16 protein-coding genes are annotated in these 21,620 nt (G+C 70.0%); 10 read left to right on the top strand and 6 right to left on the bottom strand.

Features of this window, described 5'->3' with window-relative positions; genetic code table 11:
- The first annotated feature begins 96 nt into the window (after window positions 1-96).
- The 5 genes from I5731_RS11510 (at window position 97) to I5731_RS11490 (ending at window position 5,743) form a co-directional block, all read left to right on the top strand.
- Window positions 97-810 carry a CpaD family pilus assembly protein gene (locus I5731_RS11510; RefSeq protein WP_197311517.1) on the top strand — a complete coding sequence of 238 codons (714 nt, stop codon included), beginning with the start codon at window positions 97-99 and terminating at the stop codon, window positions 808-810.
- Entirely contained in the window at window positions 810-2,102 is a 1,293-nt protein-coding gene (locus tag I5731_RS11505; protein ID WP_197311516.1) for an AAA family ATPase, read from the top strand. Before I5731_RS11510 ends, I5731_RS11505 begins: the two co-directional genes overlap by 1 nt.
- 26 nt (window positions 2,103-2,128) lie before the next feature.
- Window positions 2,129-3,565: a CpaF family protein gene (locus I5731_RS11500; RefSeq protein ID WP_197311515.1), complete on the top strand. Its 1,437-nt coding sequence runs from the start codon at window positions 2,129-2,131 to the stop codon at window positions 3,563-3,565.
- A gap of 140 nt (window positions 3,566-3,705) precedes the next feature.
- Window positions 3,706-4,713 carry a type II secretion system F family protein gene (locus I5731_RS11495; RefSeq protein ID WP_197311514.1) on the top strand — a complete coding sequence of 336 codons (1,008 nt, stop codon included), beginning with the start codon at window positions 3,706-3,708 and terminating at the stop codon, window positions 4,711-4,713.
- Window positions 4,714-4,759: 46 nt separating this feature from the next.
- A complete protein-coding gene (locus tag I5731_RS11490; protein ID WP_197311513.1) occupies window positions 4,760-5,743 on the top strand; it encodes a type II secretion system F family protein in 984 nt (327 codons plus the stop codon).
- 437 nt (window positions 5,744-6,180) lie between these two features.
- Here the strand turns inward: I5731_RS11490 and I5731_RS11485 are convergent, their stop codons facing one another.
- Window positions 6,181-7,005 carry a tetratricopeptide repeat protein gene (locus I5731_RS11485; RefSeq protein ID WP_197311512.1) on the bottom strand — a complete coding sequence of 275 codons (825 nt, stop codon included), beginning with the start codon at window positions 7,003-7,005 and terminating at the stop codon, window positions 6,181-6,183.
- A 276-nt stretch (window positions 7,006-7,281) separates the two neighbouring features.
- Here I5731_RS11485 and I5731_RS11480 point away from each other — a divergent pair, with 276 nt between their 5' ends.
- Both I5731_RS11480 and I5731_RS11475 read left to right on the top strand, forming a co-directional pair.
- Window positions 7,282-8,667: a leucyl aminopeptidase family protein gene (locus tag I5731_RS11480; RefSeq protein ID WP_197311511.1), complete on the top strand. Its 1,386-nt coding sequence runs from the start codon at window positions 7,282-7,284 to the stop codon at window positions 8,665-8,667.
- Between the two features lie 72 nt (window positions 8,668-8,739).
- Window positions 8,740-10,215 carry a glycosyltransferase family 61 protein gene (locus I5731_RS11475; protein ID WP_197311510.1) on the top strand — a complete coding sequence of 492 codons (1,476 nt, stop codon included), beginning with the start codon at window positions 8,740-8,742 and terminating at the stop codon, window positions 10,213-10,215.
- Between the two features lie 34 nt (window positions 10,216-10,249).
- Here I5731_RS11475 and I5731_RS11470 read toward each other — a convergent pair whose 3' ends face one another.
- The 5 genes from I5731_RS11470 to I5731_RS19785 all read right to left on the bottom strand — a co-directional run bounded on the left by I5731_RS11470 (window position 10,250) and on the right by I5731_RS19785 (window position 18,112).
- Complete coding sequence (locus I5731_RS11470; RefSeq protein WP_197311509.1) at window positions 10,250-11,497, bottom strand: amidohydrolase family protein; 1,248 nt, start codon at window positions 11,495-11,497, stop codon at window positions 10,250-10,252.
- A gap of 5 nt (window positions 11,498-11,502) precedes the next feature.
- Complete coding sequence (locus I5731_RS11465) at window positions 11,503-13,056, bottom strand: amidohydrolase family protein (protein WP_197311508.1); 1,554 nt, start codon at window positions 13,054-13,056, stop codon at window positions 11,503-11,505.
- A 43-nt stretch (window positions 13,057-13,099) separates the two neighbouring features.
- The gene (locus I5731_RS11460; protein ID WP_197311507.1) at window positions 13,100-14,632 is read right to left on the bottom strand and encodes an FGGY-family carbohydrate kinase; all 1,533 of its coding nucleotides are present in this window, start codon (window positions 14,630-14,632) and stop codon (window positions 13,100-13,102) included.
- On the bottom strand, window positions 14,629-15,429 hold the full coding sequence (locus I5731_RS11455; RefSeq protein ID WP_197311506.1) for a BtpA/SgcQ family protein: 801 nt from the start codon (window positions 15,427-15,429) through the stop codon (window positions 14,629-14,631). Before I5731_RS11455 ends, I5731_RS11460 begins: the two co-directional genes overlap by 4 nt.
- 151 nt (window positions 15,430-15,580) lie before the next feature.
- Window positions 15,581-18,112, bottom strand: coding sequence for a questin oxidase family protein (locus tag I5731_RS19785; RefSeq protein ID WP_235981723.1), 2,532 nt, complete (start codon window positions 18,110-18,112; stop codon window positions 15,581-15,583).
- Window positions 18,113-18,392: 280 nt separating this feature from the next.
- Here I5731_RS19785 and I5731_RS11440 point away from each other — a divergent pair, with 280 nt between their 5' ends.
- Genes I5731_RS11440 through I5731_RS11430 form a run of 3 tightly spaced genes read left to right on the top strand, consistent with a single transcriptional unit; the run spans window position 18,393 to window position 21,531 of the window.
- Window positions 18,393-19,673: an ABC transporter substrate-binding protein gene (locus I5731_RS11440; protein ID WP_197311505.1), complete on the top strand. Its 1,281-nt coding sequence runs from the start codon at window positions 18,393-18,395 to the stop codon at window positions 19,671-19,673.
- Window positions 19,674-19,675: 2 nt separating this feature from the next.
- Window positions 19,676-20,689, top strand: coding sequence for a carbohydrate ABC transporter permease (locus tag I5731_RS11435; RefSeq protein WP_328838664.1), 1,014 nt, complete (start codon window positions 19,676-19,678; stop codon window positions 20,687-20,689).
- Complete coding sequence (locus I5731_RS11430) at window positions 20,686-21,531, top strand: carbohydrate ABC transporter permease (RefSeq protein WP_197311504.1); 846 nt, start codon at window positions 20,686-20,688, stop codon at window positions 21,529-21,531. The genes I5731_RS11435 and I5731_RS11430 overlap by 4 nt, the downstream gene beginning before the upstream one ends.
- Window positions 21,532-21,620 lie beyond the last annotated feature (89 nt).

Here is a 21,620-nt window from a genome sequence, read left to right as displayed (position 1 = left end):
GCGCCCGGAGGTTCGACGATGACCCGCGATGATGGGACTGCCGACGTCGCGGTCTCGGCTTCGATCCGCCCCGGTGTGGCGCCAGGAGTTAAACCCATGACCCGATACGCTGAGGTCTCCCGCCGCCTCGCCGGCTGCGTTCTGCTCGCCGCGCTCGTCGCCGGCTGCCAGAGCGGGCCCGACGCCACCGGCAGCATCGATACCGACGACTACCGCAAGCGCCACCCGATCGTGGTGCAGGAAGGCGAAGAGACGCTCGACCTCGCGGTCGGCCATGGCTCCGCCGGCCTCAGCGGCACCGACCGCGACCGCGTGATGGCCTTTGCCGCCGTCGCCCGTGACAAGGGCACCGGCCCGCTGGTGATCTTCGTGCCGACCGGTTCGTCGAACGCCACCGCGGCGAGCTACCTCGCCGGCAGCATCCGCAAGTCGGCGCTGCAGACCGGCATCTCGTCGCAATATGTCGAGACCCGCTCCTACGGCGTGCCCGACCCGCGCATCGCGGCGCCGATCCGGCTCAGCTTCACCCGGATCAAGGCCTCGGTGCCGCATCCCTGCGGCCAGTGGCCCGACGGGATCTACACCTACAACACCAACAACGGCGACGCCGAGTTCGGCTGCTCGACCCAGGCGAACCTCGCCGCGATGGTCTCCGATCCGCAGGACCTGCTCGGGCCGCGCGCGTCGACCGCCATCCCCGGCGACCGTCGCTCCGACATCATCGCCAAGTGGATCCGCGGCGAGAAGACGGCGAGCGCCGCCGACAGCGGCAGCCAGGGCAACATTTCCAGCGTCGGAGGTGGCAACTGATGGCCGCACATTCCTTCGATCTCGATCCGCCGGACGCGCGCGGACCCGTCACGGCCGAGACCGCCGACGGCGCGGACTTCCGCCCGATCCCCCGCATCGCGATCCAGGCGTTCGTCGAGAGCCCGGAAATCGCCGCGGTGCTCGAGGCGGCCGCGCGTGACCGGCGTCTCGCCCGGGCCCACGTCAAGGTGCACATGGGCGGCATCGCCGCGGCGACCGACTTCTATTCGAGCGCCCCGACGCCGAACCTGCTGTTCGTCGAATCCCGCGAACGCCGCGACCAGGTGATCGCCTCGCTCGAGGGCCTCGCCGGCGTCTGCGATCCCGGCAGCAAGGTCGTGGTCATCGGTCACGTCAACGACGTGATCCTCTACCGCGAGTTGCTGCGCCGCGGCATCAGCGAATATGTCGTCGTTCCCTTCGACATGTTCGACGTCATCCGCACCATCGGCGACCTCTACTTCGATCCGGACGCCGAGCCGGTCGGCCGCACCATCGCCTTCGTCGGCGCCAAGGGCGGCGCCGGTTCCTCGACGATCGCCCACAACGTCGGCTTCGCGCTGTCGCGCGGCTTCGAGTCCGACGTTGTGATCGCCGACATGGACCTCGCCTGGGGCACCGCCGGCCTCGACTTCAACCAGGACCCGGCCCAGGGCATCGCCGATGCGGTGTTCACGCCGGAGCGCATCGACGACGTCTTCCTCGACCGCATCCTGTCGAAGTGCTCGGACAACCTCAGCCTGCTCGCCGCACCGGCGACGCTGGACCGGACCTATGATTTCGACGAGGAGGCGTTCACCGGTCTGCTCGACGTCATCCGCGTCGGCGTGCCGATCGTCGTGCTCGACGTGCCGCACGTCTGGACCGGCTGGGTGCGCCGGACGCTCGCGAGCGCCGACGACGTCGTCATCACGGCGAGCCCCGACCTCGCCAGCCTGCGCAACGTCAAGAACATCATCGACCAGCTCAAGCTGATGCGCCCGAACGACGGCCCGCCGCGCCTGATCCTCAACCAGGTCGGCATGCCGAAGCGCCCGGAGATCAAGCCGGAGGATTTCAAGAAGTCGCTCGGCCTCGATCCGATGGCGGTGATTCCGTTCGATACGCAGCTGTTCGGCACGGCCGCCAACAACGGCCAGATGGTCGCCGAGACCAATCCGAAGAGCCCGATCGCGGAGCAGTTCGCCGAGATCGGCCGGGTGGTCGCCGGCAAGGCGGAAATCCGCCGCCCGAAGAAATCGGCCCTGGCACCGCTGCTCGCCAGGATCCGCGCACGCCGCAAGTCCGGGTAACTGACGCTTAGAGGGAGACGTACTCCATGTTCGGCAAACGCGGCGGCTCCGATACCGCCAGCTCCCGTCCGCAGGCCCCGGCGGCCGTGCCGGCCGCGCGTATCGAGCAGGTCGCACCCTCGGCCGCGTCGCGCCCGGCCGCGCCCCCGCCCGAGCCGGTCGAACGGCGCAAGTCGGAAGGCTACTACGCGACCAAGACGTCGATCTTCTCGGCGCTGATCGACACGATCGACCTCTCGCAGCTCGCCAAGCTCGACACCGAGAGCGCGCGCGAGGAGATCCGTGACATCATCAACGACATCATCTCGCTGAAGGCGGTGGTGATGTCGATCTCCGAGCAGGAGGAACTGCTCGACGACATCTGCAACGACGTGCTCGGCTACGGTCCGCTGGAGCCGCTGCTCGCCCGCGACGACATCGCCGACATCATGGTGAACGGCGCCAACACGACCTACATCGAAGTCGCCGGCAAGGTGCAGCGGACGGGCATCCGCTTCCGCGACAACCTGCAGCTGATGAACATCTGCCAGCGCATCGTCAGCCAGGTCGGTCGACGCGTCGACGAATCCTCGCCGATCTGTGACGCGCGCCTCCCCGACGGCTCGCGCGTCAACGTCATCGCCCCGCCGCTGGCGATCGACGGTCCGACGCTCACCATCCGCAAGTTCAAGAAGGACAAGCTGACCCTCGGCCAGCTCGTCAACTTCGGCACGATCACGCCGGAAGGCGCGACGATCCTCGAGATCATCGGCAAGTCGCGCTGCAACGTGCTGATCTCCGGCGGTACCGGCTCGGGCAAGACCACGCTGCTGAACTGCCTCACCGCCTTCATCGAAAGCGACGAGCGCATCATCACCTGCGAAGACGCCGCCGAACTGCAGCTGCAGCAGCCGCACGTCGTCCGTCTCGAAACCCGCCCGCCCAATCTCGAGGGCGAGGGCCAGGTGACGATGCGCGACCTCGTCAAGAACTGTCTGCGCATGCGTCCCGAGCGGATCATCGTCGGCGAAGTCCGCGGCCCGGAGGCGTTCGATCTCCTCCAGGCCATGAACACCGGCCACGACGGCTCGATGGGCACGCTGCACGCCAACACCCCGCGCGAGGCGATGTCGCGTATCGAATCGATGATCACCATGGGCGGCTACTCGCTGCCCTCGAAGACGATCCGCGAGATGATCGTCTCGTCGATCGACGTCATCGTCCAGGCGAGCCGCCTGCGCGACGGTTCGCGCCGCATCACGCACATCACCGAAGTGATGGGCATGGAAGGCGAAGTCGTCGTGACCCAGGACATCTTCCTCTACGAGATGATGGGCGAGGACGAGCACGGCAAGATCATCGGCCGGCACCGCTCGACCGGCATCGGTCGGCCGAAGTTCTGGGACCGCGCCCGCTACTACGGTGAAGAGAAGCGTCTCGCCGCTGCGCTCGACGCGGCCGAGGCGAAGGAAAAGGCGTACTGACGACGTCGGCCCGGTCCGGCGCCCGGGGCAAGCCCGGTGCCGGTCCGGTTCGCCCGGCCGCCGCGCCGGGACGTCGCGAGCTTGAGTGATCCCGTGCCGCTCTCCTCGGGCGGCGTCGGCGAGAGGGAGAAGGCAAGGCGATGTTCGGCCTCAACGTTACGATCCTCGCCCTGATGGGGCTGGTGATGCTGTCGGTCGGCGCGCTGATCTACGGCCTCTTCTATACGCGGATCTCCGCGTCGGCCCGGGCCGAGAAGCGCGTCGGCAAGGTGGTGTCGCAGGCGCCGAGCCCCTCCGTCGAGGTGCGCTCGAAGGGCGAGGCCATGGCCGCCCGGCGCAAGTCGGTGCAGGCGACGCTGAAGGACATCGAGGTCAAGCAGAAGCACCAGGCGTCGAAGTCGAAGAACCCGCCGATGTCGCTCCGCCTGCAGCAGGCGGGCCTGAAGATCTCGCTTGCGCAGTTCGTTGTCATCAGCGCGGTGGTCGGCCTGCTTGCGGTGCTGATCGCCTTCGTGCTGCGCGCGCCGCTGCTCGCCATCGTCGGCGTCGGCTTCGTCGGCGCCTTCGGCCTGCCGCGCTTCGCCGTCAACTACCTGCGCTCGAAGCGCCAGAAGAAGTTCATCGCCGAACTGCCGAATGCGGTCGAGGTCATCGTCCGCGGCGTCAAGGCCGGCCTGCCGCTGAACGACTGCCTGCGCATGATCGCCGTCGACGCCAACGAGCCGGTGCGCTCGGAATTCCGCAACGTCGTCGACACCATGGCGCTCGGCATTCCGATCGACGAGGCCGTCGGCAAGATCTACGAGCGCATGCCGCTCTCCGAGGCGAACTTCTTCGCCATCGTCATCGCAATCCAGGCGAAGGCTGGCGGCAATCTCTCCGAAGCCCTCGGCAACCTGGCCCGCGTGCTGCGCGAGCGCAAGAAGATGAAGGCCAAGATCCAGGCGATGAGCATGGAGGCCAAGGCGTCGGCCGGCATCATCGGCTCGCTGCCGCCCATCGTGATGCTGCTCGTCTACATCAGCAGCCCGGATTACATCCGCATCCTCTGGACGGAGCCGGCCGGCCAGGTCGTGCTCGGCTGCTCGGCGCTCTGGATGTTCATGGGCGTGATGGTGATGCGCAACATGATCAACTTCGAAATCTGATCGCGGCCGCCGCGACGCCGATTGCAGGGCAGGGAGCCCGGGACGCATGGAATCCTTCATTGCCACGGTGCGCGATCCGAACGTGCTGCTCGCCGTTTCGGTCGGGATCGCGATCTTCGCGACGATCGTCTCCTTTGCGATGCCGCTGCTGTCGGCCGACAAGCTCGACAGCCGCATGAAGGCGGTTTCGGTGGAGCGCGAGCGCATCCGCAGCCGCGAGCGCGCGCGCCTGCAGCAGGAGAGCCGGTCGCAGATGCGCCGGGCCGAGCCGAAGAAGTACATGCGCGACCTCGTCGACCGGCTCAGCCTGCGCCGCGCGCTCGCCGACGAGCAGACCGAGGCGAAGCTCCGCATGGCGGGCTACCGCGGCGAGGCGCCGATGACGGCGCTCTTGTTCGCCCGCTTCGTGCTGCCCTGCCTCGCCTTCACCCTGGCGGCGCTCTACCTCTTCGTGATCGGCGAAGTCGATCGCCCGCCCGCGATCAAGCTGCTGATCTGCATCGTCGCCGCCTACGCCGGCTTCTATGCGCCGGTGCTGTTCCTGTCGCAGAAGGTGTCGAAGCGCCAGCTCTCGGTGAAGCGCGCCTTCCCCGACGCGCTCGACCTGCTGCTGATCTGCGTCGAGTCCGGCATGTCGATCGAGGCGGCGTTCCGCAAGGTCGCCGAGGAGATCGGCATCCAGTCGATCGAGCTCGCCGAGGAACTCAGCCTCACCACCGCCGAGCTCTCCTTCCTGCCCGAGCGCAAGATGGCCTACGAGAACCTCGCCAGCCGCACCGGCCTCGAGGGCGTCCGGGCGGTCTGTCTCAGCCTGATCCAGTCCGAGCGCTACGGCACCCCGCTCGGCACCACCCTGCGCACCATGGCGCAGGAAAACCGCGACATGCGCATGAACGAGGCCGAGAAGAAGGCCGCCGCGCTGCCCCCCAAGCTCACCGTCCCGATGATCGTGTTCTTCCTGCCGGTCCTGTTCGCCGTGATCATGGCGCCGGCGATCATCAAGGTGATGGCGATCCAGAGCGGCGGCTGACGGGGGCAGGGGCCGGGTCGGTGCTGTCCGGGCCGAATGCGTGAGACGCTAGGGAGCCGCGAGACATCGCGGCTCCTTTTGCGTTCGGGGGGCGCGATCTGACTGGTCACGGGGGCCTCGGCATCCTTTGACGCCCCGCCCTGCGGCGGGTCCCCCCCTCCCTGACCCTCCCCCTCGAGGGGGGAGGGGATGGATAGCCGTGCGCAAATGAACGCCGAGCCCGCAGCAGAGCACCCCACTCTCTGACTTTCCATCCCCTCCCCCCTCGAGGGGGAGGGTCAGGGAGGGGGGGAGGTTGCGGGTATCGAGGCGGTCGGAGAACCCGCAGCCCCAGAACAAGTTACGCCCGCCGGATCTCGATCGATCGGGCGGGCGCCTGGAAACGTAGCAGTGAAAAGGCTTCGACCTCCGGAGACCCCCTCCGGCCGCCCGCCCCTTCAGCCCGCGCGCTTCTTCTCCGAGCTCTCGATGTCCTTCCAGGTGTTCGCCTGGGTCATCATCGATTTCAGATAGGCGACGTTGGCGGCCGCCTGCTGCGGGTCGAGTTCGTTGCTCGCCACCGCTTCGGCCTCGGCGAAGCGGCCCTGCAGGCCGAGCACCAGGGCGAGGTTCTGGCGGATGCGGCTGGTCGCCTTCGGCTGGGCCGCGGCGCGGCGCAGCACTTCTTCCGACTTGGTGAGTTCGCCGGCGAGCAGGTAGCTGAGGCCCATGTTGTTGAGCACCGACGGCTCCTCGGGCACGATCCCGAGCGCCTTGGCGTAGAGCTGGCGCGCGGCATTGCCCTGGCCGACCTGGTCGAGGATCGCGCCTTCGGCGGACAGCAGCGCCCAGTCGGGCCGGTCCGGCGTCTGGGCCGAGCGGATCACGGTCAGCGCCTGCTCGAAATCACCGTTCGCCGCCAGCGCCTTGCCATAGGACGCGGAGATCGCCCGGTCCTTCTTGAAGGCGATCATGCCCTTCTGCAGCACCGCCACCGCCTGGTCGGTCTGGCCGCTGAGGCGCAGCGCTGCGGCGTAGTTGAGGATGGTGGCGCGGTCGCCGGGGTTCTTGTCGTAGCGCTGGCCCCACGCCTGCGTCGCCTGGGCGAGCTGGGCGTCGGTCAGCTTCGACGACGAGGTGATCGTCGGGCCGCCGTGGGTCCCGATCGCCGGCCCCCGATTGAGGGCGCAGCCGCCGAGCAGCGTCGCCGCGAGCACGCACGCCACGGCGGCGGTTCGGGGCAGGGCGCGAAGCAGCGGGAGGCGGGCGGACGGCTGGCGCATGAACAGAGCTCCGGACCGGGAAACGGGTCGGCCTTCGATGTTCCAATTCGTAGTCCGTTAACCCTAATAGCGGGTTAATGGCCGCGGTCGGCGGGCCGGGGGCGCCCGAAACCGGGTCGAAAGCGGCCTCCGAACCCGGCGATCGCTGCCGTTGCGATCTGCGAGGCGAATTGCGCGGGGCGCATTCGCGTTCTGCGAATCCGGACCATCGCGCATTGCGCCGCCCGGGGCGCCACGCCATCATCCGCCGCCTTGACCCCGACGGAGATTCGCCCGGTGCTCACCATCTTTGCCGCCGCAGACACCACCGAGGCCGCCGTGCCGATCCATGCGGTACACGACGACGGGCTCGAGGCGACGCTGGCGGCGCTCGGCGGCGGCGCGGACGCCTGGGCGGCGGCGAGCGGCTTCAAGGCCGAGGCGGGGGCGCTGCTGCTGGTGCCCGGCGCCGACGGCAGCCTCCGGGCGGTGCTGTTCGGCCTCGGCCGCGCCGACGATCCGGCGCGCGCGCCGCTCTTGTTCGGCCGCCTCGCCACGCTGCCGAAGGCGCTCTACCGCCTCGCGACCTTCGCCGGCGACCTGCCGCTCGCGCTGCTCGGCTTCGCCCTCGGCAGCTACCGCTTCTCGCGCTACCTGAAGACGCGCGAGGACGGGCCGCGGCTGGTGATGCCCGCGGGCGTCGACGCGCGCGAGATCGACGCGCTCGCCCGCGCGGTCTACCTCGTCCGCGATCTCGTCAACACGCCGGCGAACGACCTCGGGCCTGAGGAGATCGCCGCTGCGGTGCGCGCGCTCGCCGACCGGCACGGCGCCGACTACGACGAGATCGTCGGCGATGACCTGCTTTCCCGCGGCTTCCCGCTCGTCCACGCCGTCGGCGCGGCCAGCACCCGGGCGCCGCGGCTCGCGACCTTCACCTGGGGCGACGAGGCCGATCCGAAGATCACCCTCGTCGGCAAGGGCGTCGCCTTCGACACCGGCGGCCTCAACATCAAGCCCGACAACTCGATGCTCTTGATGAAGAAGGACATGGGCGGCGCCGCCAACGTCCTCGGCCTCGCGCAGCTCATCATGGAAGCGGGCCTGCGCGTGCGCCTGCGCGTCGTGGTGCCGGCGGTGGAGAACTCGATCGCCGGCAACGCCTTCCGCCCCGGCGACGTCTTCACCAGCCGGAAGGGCCTCACCGTCGAGATCGGCAACACCGACGCCGAGGGCCGGCTGATCCTCGCCGACGCGCTCGCCTTCGCCGACGACGAGGCCCCGGCGCTGATCGTCGACATGGCGACCCTGACCGGCGCCGCCCGCGTCGCCCTCGGCCCGGACCTGCCGCCGGTCTATACCCACGACGACAAGCTCGCGGGCGACCTCGCCGCGGCCGGCCTCGCCGTCGGCGACCCGGTGTGGCGCATGCCGCTGTGGCCGCCCTACGACAAGCTGCTCGCCTCGAAGATCGCCGACGTGAACCACATCTCGAGCGGCGGCTTCGCCGGTTCGATCACCGCGGCGCTGTTTCTGGCCCGCTTCGTCGGCAAGGCGACCGCCTGGCTGCACGCCGACGTCTTCGCCTGGGTCCCGGCCGACAAGCCCGGCCAGCCGGTCGGCGGCGAGGCGCAGGTGATCCGGGCGCTTTACGAGGTGCTCAAGGCGCGCTATCCGCGCTGAGCGCAAGAGGCTAGGGTCGCGGCGCTGGCAACGACGAGGCGGCAACGCTCGGTCATATCTTCGGAAGGCTTGATGCTGTTTTCGAGAGGCAACGCGAAGAATGTCGCGCTCGACGCGCGCAATGCGCTGAAGAAGGCGCGCCGGATCGCCGCCGAAGGTCGCTGGCGCAGCGTGCTGCCGCTGACGCGGGACGAGGCGCTGTGGGGGGCCGAGCCGCGTCTCGCCGAACTCCACCTGATTGCCGCCCGCGAGGCCGGTGAGCGGGAGTCCGCCGCGGCACAGGTCGCCCGCTTCGTCGCCGCCTCGACCCTCGATCCGACGATCAAGTTCGTGCTGATGCGCGAATTGCTCGTCACCAACGACACCGCGTCGACCTGGGCGATCCTCGGCGCCGACGACCGGCTGCTCTCGCACCCCCTGTTCCTGAAGACGGCGAACCGCATCCTGGCGCAAACGTCGTCGAAGACCGAGAAAGCCGATGTGCGGGCCTTCCTGCGCCGCACCTTCGGCCGGCCCGAGCCGGCGCGCCCGAGCCTGCTGCGCTTCGACGTCGCCGCCACCCGGCCGGACCTCGGCCCGGTGCGGACGCCGCAATTCACCTGGTCCGCCGACGTCTCGCCCGATCACCAGACCCGCTGGGCGGCGACCGAGGCGTCCTTCCGCCATCTCCTCGACATCGGGCGGGCACCGCGGCTCGTCGAGTTCAGCAACGTCTTCATCGACCCGATCGGCCAGATCTGGACCGAGGACGGACGCATGGTGAAGTCGAAGGGCGTCGCGACCCCGACACTCTCCCGCAGCGACGTCAGGACGGTACCGGTCGCCTTCAACGCGCTCGGCTATACCAAGGGCATCTTCCACTGGCTGACCGACCGCTTCGTCAACACGTCGTTCCTGCTCGAACCGGCGGCCGCCGACGTCACCGTCCTGCTGCGCGCCACGGCGCCGGCCTTCGAGGCCGCGTCGCTGGCGCTCGCCGGCATCGGCGCGGACCGCGTCCTGATGCTGTCGGAGCCGGTGTTCTGCGAGCGGCTGGTTCTCGCCCGGGTCGGCTTCGCCGGCCTGCGCTGGTGGGGCGGTGCGGCCCCCACCGTGCTGGCCGCCGCTGAGGCGGCTGCGGCGGCGGCCGAACAGGACGGCTTCAGCGCCCCGCGCCGGCTCTACATCTCCCGCCGGGATGCCACCCGGCGCGCGATCGACGGCGAGGACCGGCTGGAAGCGGCGCTCGAATCGCGCGGCTTCACGCCGCTGCTGTTTTCCAAGCTGCCCTTCGCGCACCAGATCGCCGCCGCCATGGCGGCGGACGTCATTGTGGCGCCGCATGGCGCCGGCCTGTCGCACATCCTGTTCGCAAAGCCGACCGCACGTATCGTCGAGCTGCTGCCGGTCTCGCCGGGCACGCACCACCTGCGCTTCAACTATGCGAAGCTCTCGATCCTGCGCAATCTCGACTACCGCGCCTTCGTCGAGGAGCCGCCCGTCAAGGCGGCGCTCTGGCGGCCGGATATCCCGGCGTTACTGAAGGTCGTCGACGGCGCGCTGCACTGATCGGAGCCTAAGCGCCCCGCGCGCGGGCGGCGCCTCAGCCGGTCGCCTGCCCGAGCAACCGCGCCGGCGGGCGCTCGAAGCTCGGCCGGCCGGCCTTCCACCCCTTCAGCGCCGACGCGACCTCAGCCACCGCTGCGGGCGCACTCGCCGCGTCGAACAGCACGATGTCGGCGATAGCGCCCTCCGCGAGACCATAGCCCTCGAACCCGCCGAGGCGGGCGGCGCCGTCGCTCACCATGCCGAACACCGCGGCGAGGCCTGCGTCCGTGCCGACCTGGGCGACGTTGGCGTAGAGGTTCGCCATCCGCATCAGCGCGACGTCGCCGAACGGCGTGAACGGGTTGAGCACGTTGTTGGTCGAGATCGACGCCTGGGCACCAAGTTCGAGCAGCCGGTGCGCCGGCGTCACCCCGCGCGGCACCAGCCGGTCGGCGGCGCGGCCCGTCAGGAAGAGATCGGTCGCCGGCAGCACGGTGATCCCGACGCCCGCCTCGGCGAGCCGGCGGCCGGTGGCCTCGAACTCGGCGGGCGCAAGGGCGGAGAGCTTGGTGACGTGCCCGACCGACACCCGCCCGCCCCAGCCGCGCGTCCCGGTTTCCGCCAGCACCGCCGGCAGGTTGGAGCCGGCCGGATCGAGGTCGAAGTCGAGGTGGAAGTCGGCGTCGACGTCGTATTTCTCTGCGAGATCGAAGATGCGGCGGATGTGGTCGGTGGGGTCGCTGTCGGTATAGGGGCAGCCGCCGACGAGGTCGGCGCCGTCCGCCAGCGCCGCATCGAGCATCGCCTCGGTGCCGGGGTCGTTGGTCAGCCCTTCCTGCGCGAAGGCGCACAGCTTGATCTCGATCAGCCCCGCATAGTGGCGCTTCACCGCCTGCAGCGCCTCGAACGAGCGGAAGCCGGCGCGCGGGTCGATCTCGACGAAGCTGCGCAGCCGCGTCGTGCCGTGCAGGATCGCCTTCTCCACGATGGCAGCCGCCCGGGCATAGACGTCGTCCACCGTGAACGCGGCCTTCGCCTTCGAGGTCTCGGCCACCGCCTCGGCGAGCGTGCCGGCGCAGATCCGGCAGCGGCCGATGATGCCGGCCTTGTCGAGGTGGATGTGCGTCTCGACCAGCCCGGCGGTCGCGAGCCGGCCGCCGGCGTCCTCGGTCGGCGCATCGCAGACGAAGGCGCCCGCTGCGCTCGGCGCGATGCCGGCGATGCGCCCGGCCGCGACGGCGATGTCGGAGAGGCCGGGCTGGCCCGGCAGGGCGGCGCTCCGCAGCACGAAGTCGATCGACACGGCGCTCAGCCCTCCGCGACGGCGTTGTAGCGATAGGGGCGATAGCTGCCGGCGTCCGGATAGGCGCGGAACCAGGCCTCGAGATGCGGCATCAGCCGCGCCACCATCGCCTGCGCCTTTTCCTCCGCCGGCGACATCGGCGCGGAAAGCCGCGCCTCGATCTCGGCGAACACCGCGTCGCGGTCGATCGTCACCACCTTGCCGTCCTCGACCACGCGCGCCCCGCCGACATAGACGGTGCGCACCGCGCCCTTGCGGCTGCGCAGGATCAGCGCGTCGACGAGCGAAGTGCGCGGGTCGATGATCGGCCGGGCGATCTCGGCCCAGTCGATCAGCACCACGTCGGCGGCGAGCCCCGGGTCAAGCCGGCCGATGCGGCCGTCGAAGCCGGTGGTGGCGGCGCCGTGCTCGCTCGCCATCTGCAGCACCTCGGCCGGCTTCAGCCGGTCGTTGAACAGGCCGGCCTGCCGGTGCAGCGCCCAGGCGAGCCGCATCTCGGTCAGCATGTCGCGATCGTCGTCGATGTTCGACTGGTCGATGCCGAGCGCGACGCGGATGCCGCGCTTTTTCATCTCCGTCACCGGCGCGATGCCGCTGGATAGCCGCAGCCCGGAACTCGCGTTGTGGCAGACCTGGCACTGGTGCTCGGCGAGGAGGTCGAGATCGGCGCCGCTCGCCCAGATGCCGTGGCCGAAGGTGACGTTCGGCCCGAGGCAGCCGAGATGGGCGAGGTGGCCGATCGCGCTGCGGCCGGTGCGGCGGCGCGCAAAAATCTCCTGCCGCTCGGTCTCGATCAGATGCATGTGCACCTTGGCGCCGGTCTTCCGCGCCGTGTCGAAGATCGCCGTCAGCGCCCCGTCGGTGCACCAGTGCAGGTTGGCGGGGGCGAGCTGCAGGCTGACCCGCTCCGGATCGCGCTCCGCCCAGCGCGCGGCGGCGTCCTCGAAGAACGCCATGTGGCGGCCGATCGGGGCGAGCGCCGCCTCGATCTGTGGCCGGAAATGGGCGGCGACCTCGTCGGGGAGCCGGGCGAGAAAGGCGTCGTCGTCTTCGTAGGTGAGCTGGTTACGATCGCGCAGCATGAACGACCACGACACCCGCATCCCGATTTCGCGATAGGCCTCGACGACGGGGTCGACGGTGGCGTGCCAGTCCTCCTCCGGCCCCGAGACGCCGCCCTGGATGTGCTGCACCGTGGTGGTGCCGCTCTCCAGCATCTCGATCGCCGAATAGAGCGTGTCGAGCCGGTGGCCGACCGAGCGCATGCCGCGGAACTGCGGCAGCCAGAGCTCCAGCGGCGCAAACGGCACGCCCATCATCAGCGGCGTCAGGCCGGAATGATGATGGCTGTTGACGAGGCCGGGGATCGCGACGAGCCGCTCGCCGCCCTCGACGGTCAGCTCCGGATGGGCGGCGACGAGGTCCGCCGCAGGCCCGACCGCCTCGATCCGCCCGTCCGCCACCAGGATGGCGCCGTCCTCGATCACCTCCGCCTCGCCGGCGGCGTCGACGCCGCGAACCACGGCCTTGGTGCGGATCAGGAAGCGGGACGCGGGCATGGCAGCTGTTCCGGGAGAGGTGGCGGGGCGGGGCGGTCTCCCCCTATTGCACTGCGGCCACCGCCCGGTAAAGCGCGCGGTAGCGCTGGTAGCCCGCCGCATGGACCGCGGCGTTGGCCGGATCCGGCTGCAGCATCTCGTCCATGGTCACGAAGGCCGCGATGCCGCCCCAGTCGCTCGCAAGTCCCGTGCCCATCGCCGCCGTCCACGCCGCGCCGAGGCAGGAGCCGGGGTGGCCGGCGAGTCGCTGCAGCGGCTGTTGCAGCACGTCGGCGACGATCTGCATCCAGACCCGGCTCGCCGCGCCGCCGTCGGAGACGAGATAGCGCGTGGTGGCGTGGCCCATGTCGTGCAGCACCTCGACATGGTGCTTCAGCGCATAGGCATAGGATTCGAGCAGCGCGCGCCAGAGGTGGCCGAGGTCGTGCGACAGGGTCAGCCCGTCGATCAGCCCGCGCGCCTCCGGATCGTGGATCGGCGTCTTCTCGCCGAGGAAATAGGGCAGGATCGTCAGCCCATCGGCCCCGGCGGGCTTCGCCGCCGCCAGCCCGTCGAGGTACTGGTGCAGTGTCTTGCCCTCGAAGGCCGCCTTCTGCGTCTCGCCGGCCGCGAAGGTACGCACGAACCAATTGAGGCCCGAGCCGCCGGTCGCCATGCAGCCGTTCGGCATGTAGAGGCCGGGCACGAGGTGATAGTCGAGATAGAGCCGGGCATCGGGCGCGACGGTCGGCGTCGCGGTCAGGATATCCACCGAGCCGCCGAATTTCAGCAGCACATCGCCCGCGCCGACCACGCCGGCGCCGAGCGCCGAGGCGATCAGGTCCGCCGCCCCGCCGACCACGGGCGTGCCCGCCGCAAGCCCGGTCGCCGCGGCCGCCTCCGGCGTCACGCTGCCGAGGATCGCATGCGAGCGCGAGAAGCGCGGCACCACACTGCGCGGCACATGGGCGAGAGCGACCAGATCGTCGTCGATCACGTCGCGGCCGACATCGACGAAGCCCGCCTCCAGCGCCCAGTTCTGCTCCACCGCCCGCTCGCCGGTGAGGCGGAAGTTGATGTAGTCGTAGGAGCCGAACACGGTGGCGATCTTCGCGAACACCGCCGGCTCGTGCGTCTCGATCCAGCGCAGCTTGGCGGTGACGAGCTGCTGGTTGACGCCGTTGCCGGCGGTCTGCAGGAACGCCGCCGCATCGACCTCGCGCTTCAGCGCCTCGACTTCCGCGCCGCAGCGCCCGTCGCTCTGCTGGATGCTCGGCCGCAGGATTTCACCGTCCGCCCCGAGCAGCACCACCGCCGGCAGCATGCCCGTAACGCCGACTGCACCGATCTCGGCGGCGTCGATGCCGGCCTCGGCGAGAAGCTGCGGCACCAGGGCCGTGACGTTCGCCCACCATTCGGCGGGGTCTTCCTCCGCCCAGCCCGGGTGCGGCGACGACAGCGTCACGGCACGCGACGCGAGCGCCAGCACCCGCGCGGTCGCGGGCTCGATCAGGATGCCGATCGTCGAGGTGGTGCCGATGTCGAGCCCGAGCGCATAGCGCCCGGGCGCCGTCCGGTCGGAGGCGCTGTCCGTCACCGCAGCGTCTCGACGACGTCCATGAACCGCTTCACCCGGTCGCCGTCGACGGCGTTCCAGGTGTTGCCGTCGACCTTGAAGTGCGTCCCGACGACCGCGCCGGAGGCGAGCGCCAGGACATCGCGCACATTGCCGAGGTTGCAGCCGGTGTTGGTGAACACCGGCACGTCGGTGACGGCTTCGCACACGGCTTTGAGGTGCGACTGCTCGGCCGGCTGGCCGGTGATCGGGCCGGAGACGAGGATCGCGTCGGCGAGCGACGAGAACACCGCGCTGCGGGCGCGCAGTTCGATCGGGCGCTGGTCAAGCGAGTGGGCGAACTCGGCATTGATGTTGAAGAACAGCTTCATCGACTTTGCGCCGAGCTGGCTGCGCAGCCGCAGCGCGCCGGCGCAATCCGGCTCCCAGATGCCCATGTCGGAGGCGAACACGCCGGTGAAGATCTCGCGCACGAACTGCGCGCCGGTGACGGCGCCGATGGCGACGCTCGCGACCGGGTCCCAGAGGTAGTTGACGCCGAACGGCACCGTCAGCATCGGCTTCACCGCGGTCACCACCGCCGTCATCGCCGCGATGCTCTCCGGCGTGCCCTTCAGGAGATACGGCCGGTCGTTCTCGTTGCCGAACATCACCGCGTCGACACCGCCCGCCTGCAGCTTCTCGGCATCGGCGAGCGCGCCCTCGATCAGCTTGTCGACGCCGCCGTCGGCGTCATAGAGCGGCGAACCGGGCAGGGCGCCGATGTGGACCATGGCGATGATCGCCTTCTTCTTCGGCCCGAGAAACTCGAAAATCATGCGTTGGGGTCTCCGGAAAGGGGGCGAGGGGGACTGCTCACCCATCGCCATGTCCGTCTCGGGGAGGAGAGCGGACCGGGGTCTAGATCGGGGGCGGGCCGCCGCGCGGCTGGTCACCCGGCGGGCGGCGAGGGAGCGGCGGCGGGATGGGTCACATCAGCTGCACGCGCCGCGCCGCCAGCACCCGGTAGAGCGGATCGCCGGTGCGGCGGAATTCCTGCAGCGCGGAGAAGACGAGGCTGTGGTCGTGTTCATCGTCCGAGGCGATCGCCGCCGCGGCGATGTCGAGGTCGTCGGGCGGGGTGAGCGCCCGCAGCGCCGCGAGCTCGTCCACCGTCGCCGGCAGCGGCATGCCGATCTTCGGATAAAGCGCGAGGATCGCCGCCCAGAAGTGGCGCAGCAGCGGCAGCGGATCGTCGAGATACGGGGTGACGATCCGCACCCAGTGGCTGCCGGTCACCGCATGCAGCGCCTCGAAGCTCATCGTCGAGGCGTAGAGCGCGGCCGACGTCGCCGTCACCCGGTCGAGCGTCTCCGGTCCGAAGCGCAGCCGCCCGATCAGCGGCGCGAAGGCGTCCATCCGGCCGGTCTTCGCGATCCAGTGCCAGAGCAGGTGCGCGTCGAAGCTGAAATCCTGGAACGCCGGCTCGGCGCGCATCATCAGCGCCAGCGCGGCGGGATCGTCGGTCTCCGGCGGCCCCGCCGGCTCGTCGCGCAGCGGCAGATAGGTGGTTGCCCAGTAGCCGAGCGCGGCGCCGATCTCGGCGTCGTCGCCGCGCAGCACGCCATAGGCGAGCCGCATCAGCCCGTGCAGCGCGCTCGCGGCGACGCCCTGCACGAGTTCGGGCACATAGATGCGGATGGCGCCGAAGCCGCCGAGCCGCTGCGCCTCGGTGAGGAAGAAATCGCGCAGGTCCGCCTCGCGACGCCGGTCACCCAGCGCCGCGCGCCAGTCGGCGCGGCCAAGGGGAGCAATGCGGGGGGCGAGCAGCGGCACCGCATGTACCCGGTCGTAGTGCTCGGCATAGGCGGCCAGCCGTGCGGCGGGGGCACCGAGCCGGCACAGCGCCTCGAGCACCATCGGCAGGTGGTTGGCGAGCATCACCGGGAACTCGCCGCTCTGCAGCCGGGTCGCGGCGATCAGCCGGTCGGCCTCGGCGCGCGCGGCGGCGCGCTCCGGACCCGCGGCGGCGCACCGGCCGGCGCGCAGTGCGCTGATCCGCGCCGTCGACCCGTCGAACATCGGCTCGGCATAGGACTCCAGCTTCTGGAAATGCATCGGGGCGTCCTCCAGGAAGAGGTCGCGGGCGATCGCGTCGACCACGCGCGGCACACCGTATTTGAGGCCCGTGACGCCGTTGCAGACGGGGCCGAGGCTGGCGACGGCGCCGGTATTGAAGAGATGGATCCGGCCGAGGAACGCCGCATCGGCCGGGTCCAGCGCCGAGAGCTGGAAACCGCTGCCGAGATAGGGATGCGCGGCGAGATCGTCGTCGGCCTCGCCGGGCGGCGGCACGAAGCGGTCGCGCCACAGCGCGACGCGGCCGGCGAGCGCCGCGATTTCGGGCCGCTCGGTCAGCGTCGTGGTGAAGCCGGTCGCCGCGATCAGCCGATCGAAGAGTTCGGTGGCGCCGTCGGTCGCGACGACCAATCCGTCACCGTCCGCGGCGAGACTGTCGATCGGCGCCCCGAGCCGCAGCTCGAAGCGCGGGTCGGCGGCGGCCTGGTCGAACATCTCCTGCGTCGGCGGCGCCACCAGCGCCCGCATCTGCCGCATGAAGGCCCAGCGCACGGCGTCGGGCAGGTCGGCAAACGCGCCGAGGAAGCCGGGGAAGTTGCTCCAGGCGAGAACCTCGACGTCCGGCAGGTCGGCGCGGCGCGCATAGAGCACGACACGCGTCGCACCGGCGCGCAGCGCATGCACCGCGCAGTCGAAGGCCGACGCCCCCGCGCCGATCACGGCGATCCGCCGCCCGGCCATCAGGTTCGGTGCAATCGTGTCGGAGCTGTGGAACCAGAGGGCGCGCGGCAGCTCCGCGACGGCGGGCGGCACCACCGGCCGGCCCGCGCCATCGACGCCGGTCGCCAGCACCAGCCGGCGGGCATGGCTGGTCTCGCGCCCGGACGGGCCCTCGACCGTCAGCCGCAGCAGGTCGCCGGCCGGCTCGACGCCGACGAGGCGGACGTCGTTCTCGACCGGCAGCCCCAGCGTCTCGCGGTACCAGATCAGGTAGTCCATCCAGTGGCGCCGGTCGATCTTGTCGAGCCGCTGCCACGACTCCTCGCCGAAGCCCGCGACATGGAAGGCGCGATAGGTGAGCGAAGGCAGGCCGAAGTCGAGGCCGGTCAGGGTTTTGGGCGACCGCAGCGTGTCCATCCGCGCGAACGTCACCCACGGCCCCTCCAGCCCGCGCGGCGCGCGGTCGAGGATGCGGATGTTCGACACCCGCCGCCGCATCAGGCCGAAGCCGATCGCAAGACCGCTGAGGCCGGCGCCGATCACCGCGACGTCGTCGACGATGTCCCCGTCCGGCCCGCGCCGTGGCGGCACCCAGGCCCGCGGCGGATACTCGACCGCGCGCAGGTCCTCGTGGACGCGCCGCGCCAGCGCCGCCAGCCCCTCGGGGGAGGGGGCACGGCGGTCGTTCGGCGCGTCGCTCGGCACGGATTGAACAGAAATCATGCGCTCTGCCGTCTTTGCGGGCGGTCGGTGTTGGGTCATCGTCGTGGTCGAAGCCGATAGCGCCGTCCTGCCGGTGCAGGCATCGGCCATGCCACCTCGACAAGCGGGCCTGTTTGCGATCTTACATGTGCAACTGCGTTTGACAATGTTCGTTTTCGTTCATTGGTGTTGCAACTGGCACAGGCTGTGCAAATCTAGGCGCCGAGACTCGCGCACCCGGCGAGGCGGCAAGCCATGCCGCCGACCCGGGGTGCAGCGTGGTCCGGAAAGGGAACCACCCATGCAGAAGAACCGCAGAGCGCTGATCTCGCCATTCCTTCTCGCCGCGTCGGCCTTGATCGTCGCCGGGCCGCTTTCGGCCGCATCGGCCGCCGAGGTCACCCTCAACATCGCCTCGATGAACGACCCGTTCGGCGCGGCGATGACCAAGCTCGCGCCGAAGGTGGAGGCCGCGACCGGCGTCGCCATCAAGGTCGACATCATGAGCTACGGCGAGCTGATGACCAAGACGTCGGCCGATTTCATCGGCGACACCGGCAGCTACGACATCGTCACCATGGACAACGTCCTGACCGGCCAGTACGCCACCGCCGGCCAGGTGATCGACCTGAAGCCGTGGATCGAGCAGGACGCGGCCGAACTCGACCTCGACGACGTCTACCCGGTCGTCATGAACTCGCTCGGCGGCTACGGCGAGATGCAGGTCGCCTTCCCATTCTCCGGCTACGCCAACGTCCTCGTCTACCGCACCGACCTCTTCGAGGCGGCCGGCCTTTCGGCGCCGACGACGATGCAGGAACTGCAGGCGGCCGCCGAGAAGATCACCGACCGCGAAAAGGGCCAGTACGGCTGGGTCGCCAACGGCCAGAAGGGCCCGGCGGTGGCGCAGGACTGGATGCAGTACAACGCCCAGCTCGGCGGCTCGATCCTCGACGCCGAGGGCAAGCCCGCGATCAACTCCGACGCCAACGTCGAGAGCCTCACCGTCTACAAGGCCTTCTTCGACAAGGCGGCCCCTCCCGGCGCGGTCGACTATGACTGGGGCGGCCGCGAGCAGGCGTTCCGCCAGGGCGTCGCCGCCACCATGCAGACCTGGTCGGTCGGCGCGGCGGGCTACGGTGATCCGGCGCAGTCGAACGTCGTCGACAAGTTCGCCGTCATCAAGGCGCCGACCGGCGAGGGCGTCGAGCCGAAATACGGCATCGGCGGCTGGGGCCTCTCGATCAACGAGGACATCGCCGAGGACCGCCAAGCCGCCGCCTGGACGGTGATCAAGTACCTCGCCGGCAAGGAAGGCCAGAAGGAGCTCGCGCTGCTCGGCGCCGGCGGTTTCGTGCGCAAAAGCACGCTCGCCGACCCGGAACTGAACGCGAAGTATCCCTTCCTGCCGATCATCGCCGAATCCTTCGAGAAGGGTGACGGCGACTACCGTCCGCGCATCCCGGAATACCCGGAGATCCAGGACATCCTCGGCACGGCGGTCAACGCCGTCCTCGCCGGCGATGCCGACCCGAAGGCCGCCCTCGACGACGCCCAGGCGCGCGCCGAAGATCTGTTCTGACCGTGGCGGACGCGGCGACCCAACCGAAGGAGGCGGCCGCCGCAGCGGCCGCTTCTACCCATGCGCGGCCGGGTCTCGGCCAGCGGCTGCTCGGCCGGTTCTTCCCGGCGCTGTTTCCCCCGGGCGAGCCGCTCGAGGCGCAGCGCCGGCTGTTCCTGATCGCGCTGACGGCGCCGGTCATCACCTACGTCCTCGTCTTCGCCGTCTATCCCGCCATCGTCGGCCTCAGCTACAGCCTGTGGCGCTACAACCTCCTGCGTCCGCACCGCACCGCCTTCGTCGGCTTCGACAACTACGTGAAGTTCTTCAGCGACCCGGCGATGCAGGCGGCGCTGTGGAACACCGCGGTCTTCGTCGTCGCCGCGGTCATCCTCGAATTCCTGCTCGGTTTCGCGCTGGCGCTGCTGCTCTGGCGCGACCGGCTGTTCTCGCGCATCTGCCTCGCCCTGCTGCTGGTGCCGGTCACGGTGACGCCGCTCGCCACCGGCCTGATTTTCCGGGCCCTGCTCACCGCCGACTACGGCCCGATCGGCTACTGGGCGCGCATTCTCGGCATTTCCGGCGAACGCGGCTTCCTCGGCACGCCGTCGACGGCGCTCGCCACCATCGTCGTCATGGACGTCTGGCAGTGGACGCCGCTGATGGCGCTGATCCTGCTCGCGGGCCTGAAGGCGATCCCGGCGACGACGCTGGAGGCCGCGCGCGTCGATGGCGCCACGGCGCTGCAGCGGCTCACCACCATCGTCGTGCCGCTGATGGTGCCGAGCATCCTGCTCGCCCTGCTGCTGCGGATGATCGACGCCTCGATGGTGTTCGACACGATCTACGTCACCACCAACGGCGGCCCGAACAACGCGACCAACGTGCTGATGATCGCCGCGGTGAAGGAGGGGCTGGAGTTCTTCAACATCGGCACCGCCAGCACCATCGCCACCGTCATGCTCGCCCTCGTCGGCCTGATGGCGACGGTGTTCTTCCTGCTGATCGGGCGATACGAAAAGAAGGTGGCGCCATGACCGAGGTTTCCGCATCGGCCGCACGCCGCGGGCTGCGACTGCGCGGGCTAGCCGAGAACGCCGCGCTGGTCGCCGCCGTGATCGCCTTCCTCGCCCCGCTGGTCTGGCTCTATTCCACCGCCTACAAGCCGGCGCGCGAAATCTTCCAGATCCCGCCCGCGCTCGCCTTCACGCCGACGCTCGAGAATTTCCGGGTGCTGCTCGAGCTCTACGACCTGCCGAGCCTCGTCTCGAGCAGCCTCGGCATCAGCCTCGGCACCACGGCCGTGGCGTTGCTCGTCGGCGTGCCGGGGGGCTACGCGCTCGCCCGCAGCCGCTGGAAACACGCGACCACGCTCGCCTATGCGCTGCTCGCCATCCGCATGATGCCGCGCGTCGTCACCCTGATGCCGTTCTACCTGATGATGCGCGATGTCGGCCTGCTCGGCACGATCTGGGCGGTGGTGCTCACCAACGCCACCCTGTCGGCCGGCTTCGTCGTCTGGATGATGTTCTCCTACTTCCGCGCCCTGCCGCCGGAAGCCGAATACGCGGCGCAGATCGACGGCCGCACCGCCTTCGGCGCCTTCCTGTTCGTCGCCGTGCCGCTGGTGGTGCCGGGCATCGTCGCCAGCGCGCTGTTCTCGATCATGCTGTCCTGGAACGACTTCCTCACCCCGGTCTTCCTCACCGGCGTCGATTCCAAACCCCTCTCCGTCGCACTCCTCTCCGCCTACGGCACCAAGGACGTGTCCTGGGGCACGATGGGGGCGCTGGCGCACTTCGCAACGCTGCCGATCGTGCTGATCGCGCTGGTGCTGAACCGGTATTTTATCCAGGGGCTGACGAGGGGGATGCACTGAGGGGGGAGGGCGGCTCGCGGCCGGCTTTGCTACGGGGGGCAGAAGCCGGGGAGATGCTGCTACCCCTCCCGACCCCGCCTCTGGCGGGG

It is taken from the genome of Methylobrevis albus (assembly GCF_015904235.1).
Lineage (GTDB): Bacteria > Pseudomonadota > Alphaproteobacteria > Rhizobiales > Pleomorphomonadaceae > Methylobrevis_A > Methylobrevis_A albus.
This window is presented reverse-complemented; position numbering and strand designations above follow the sequence as displayed.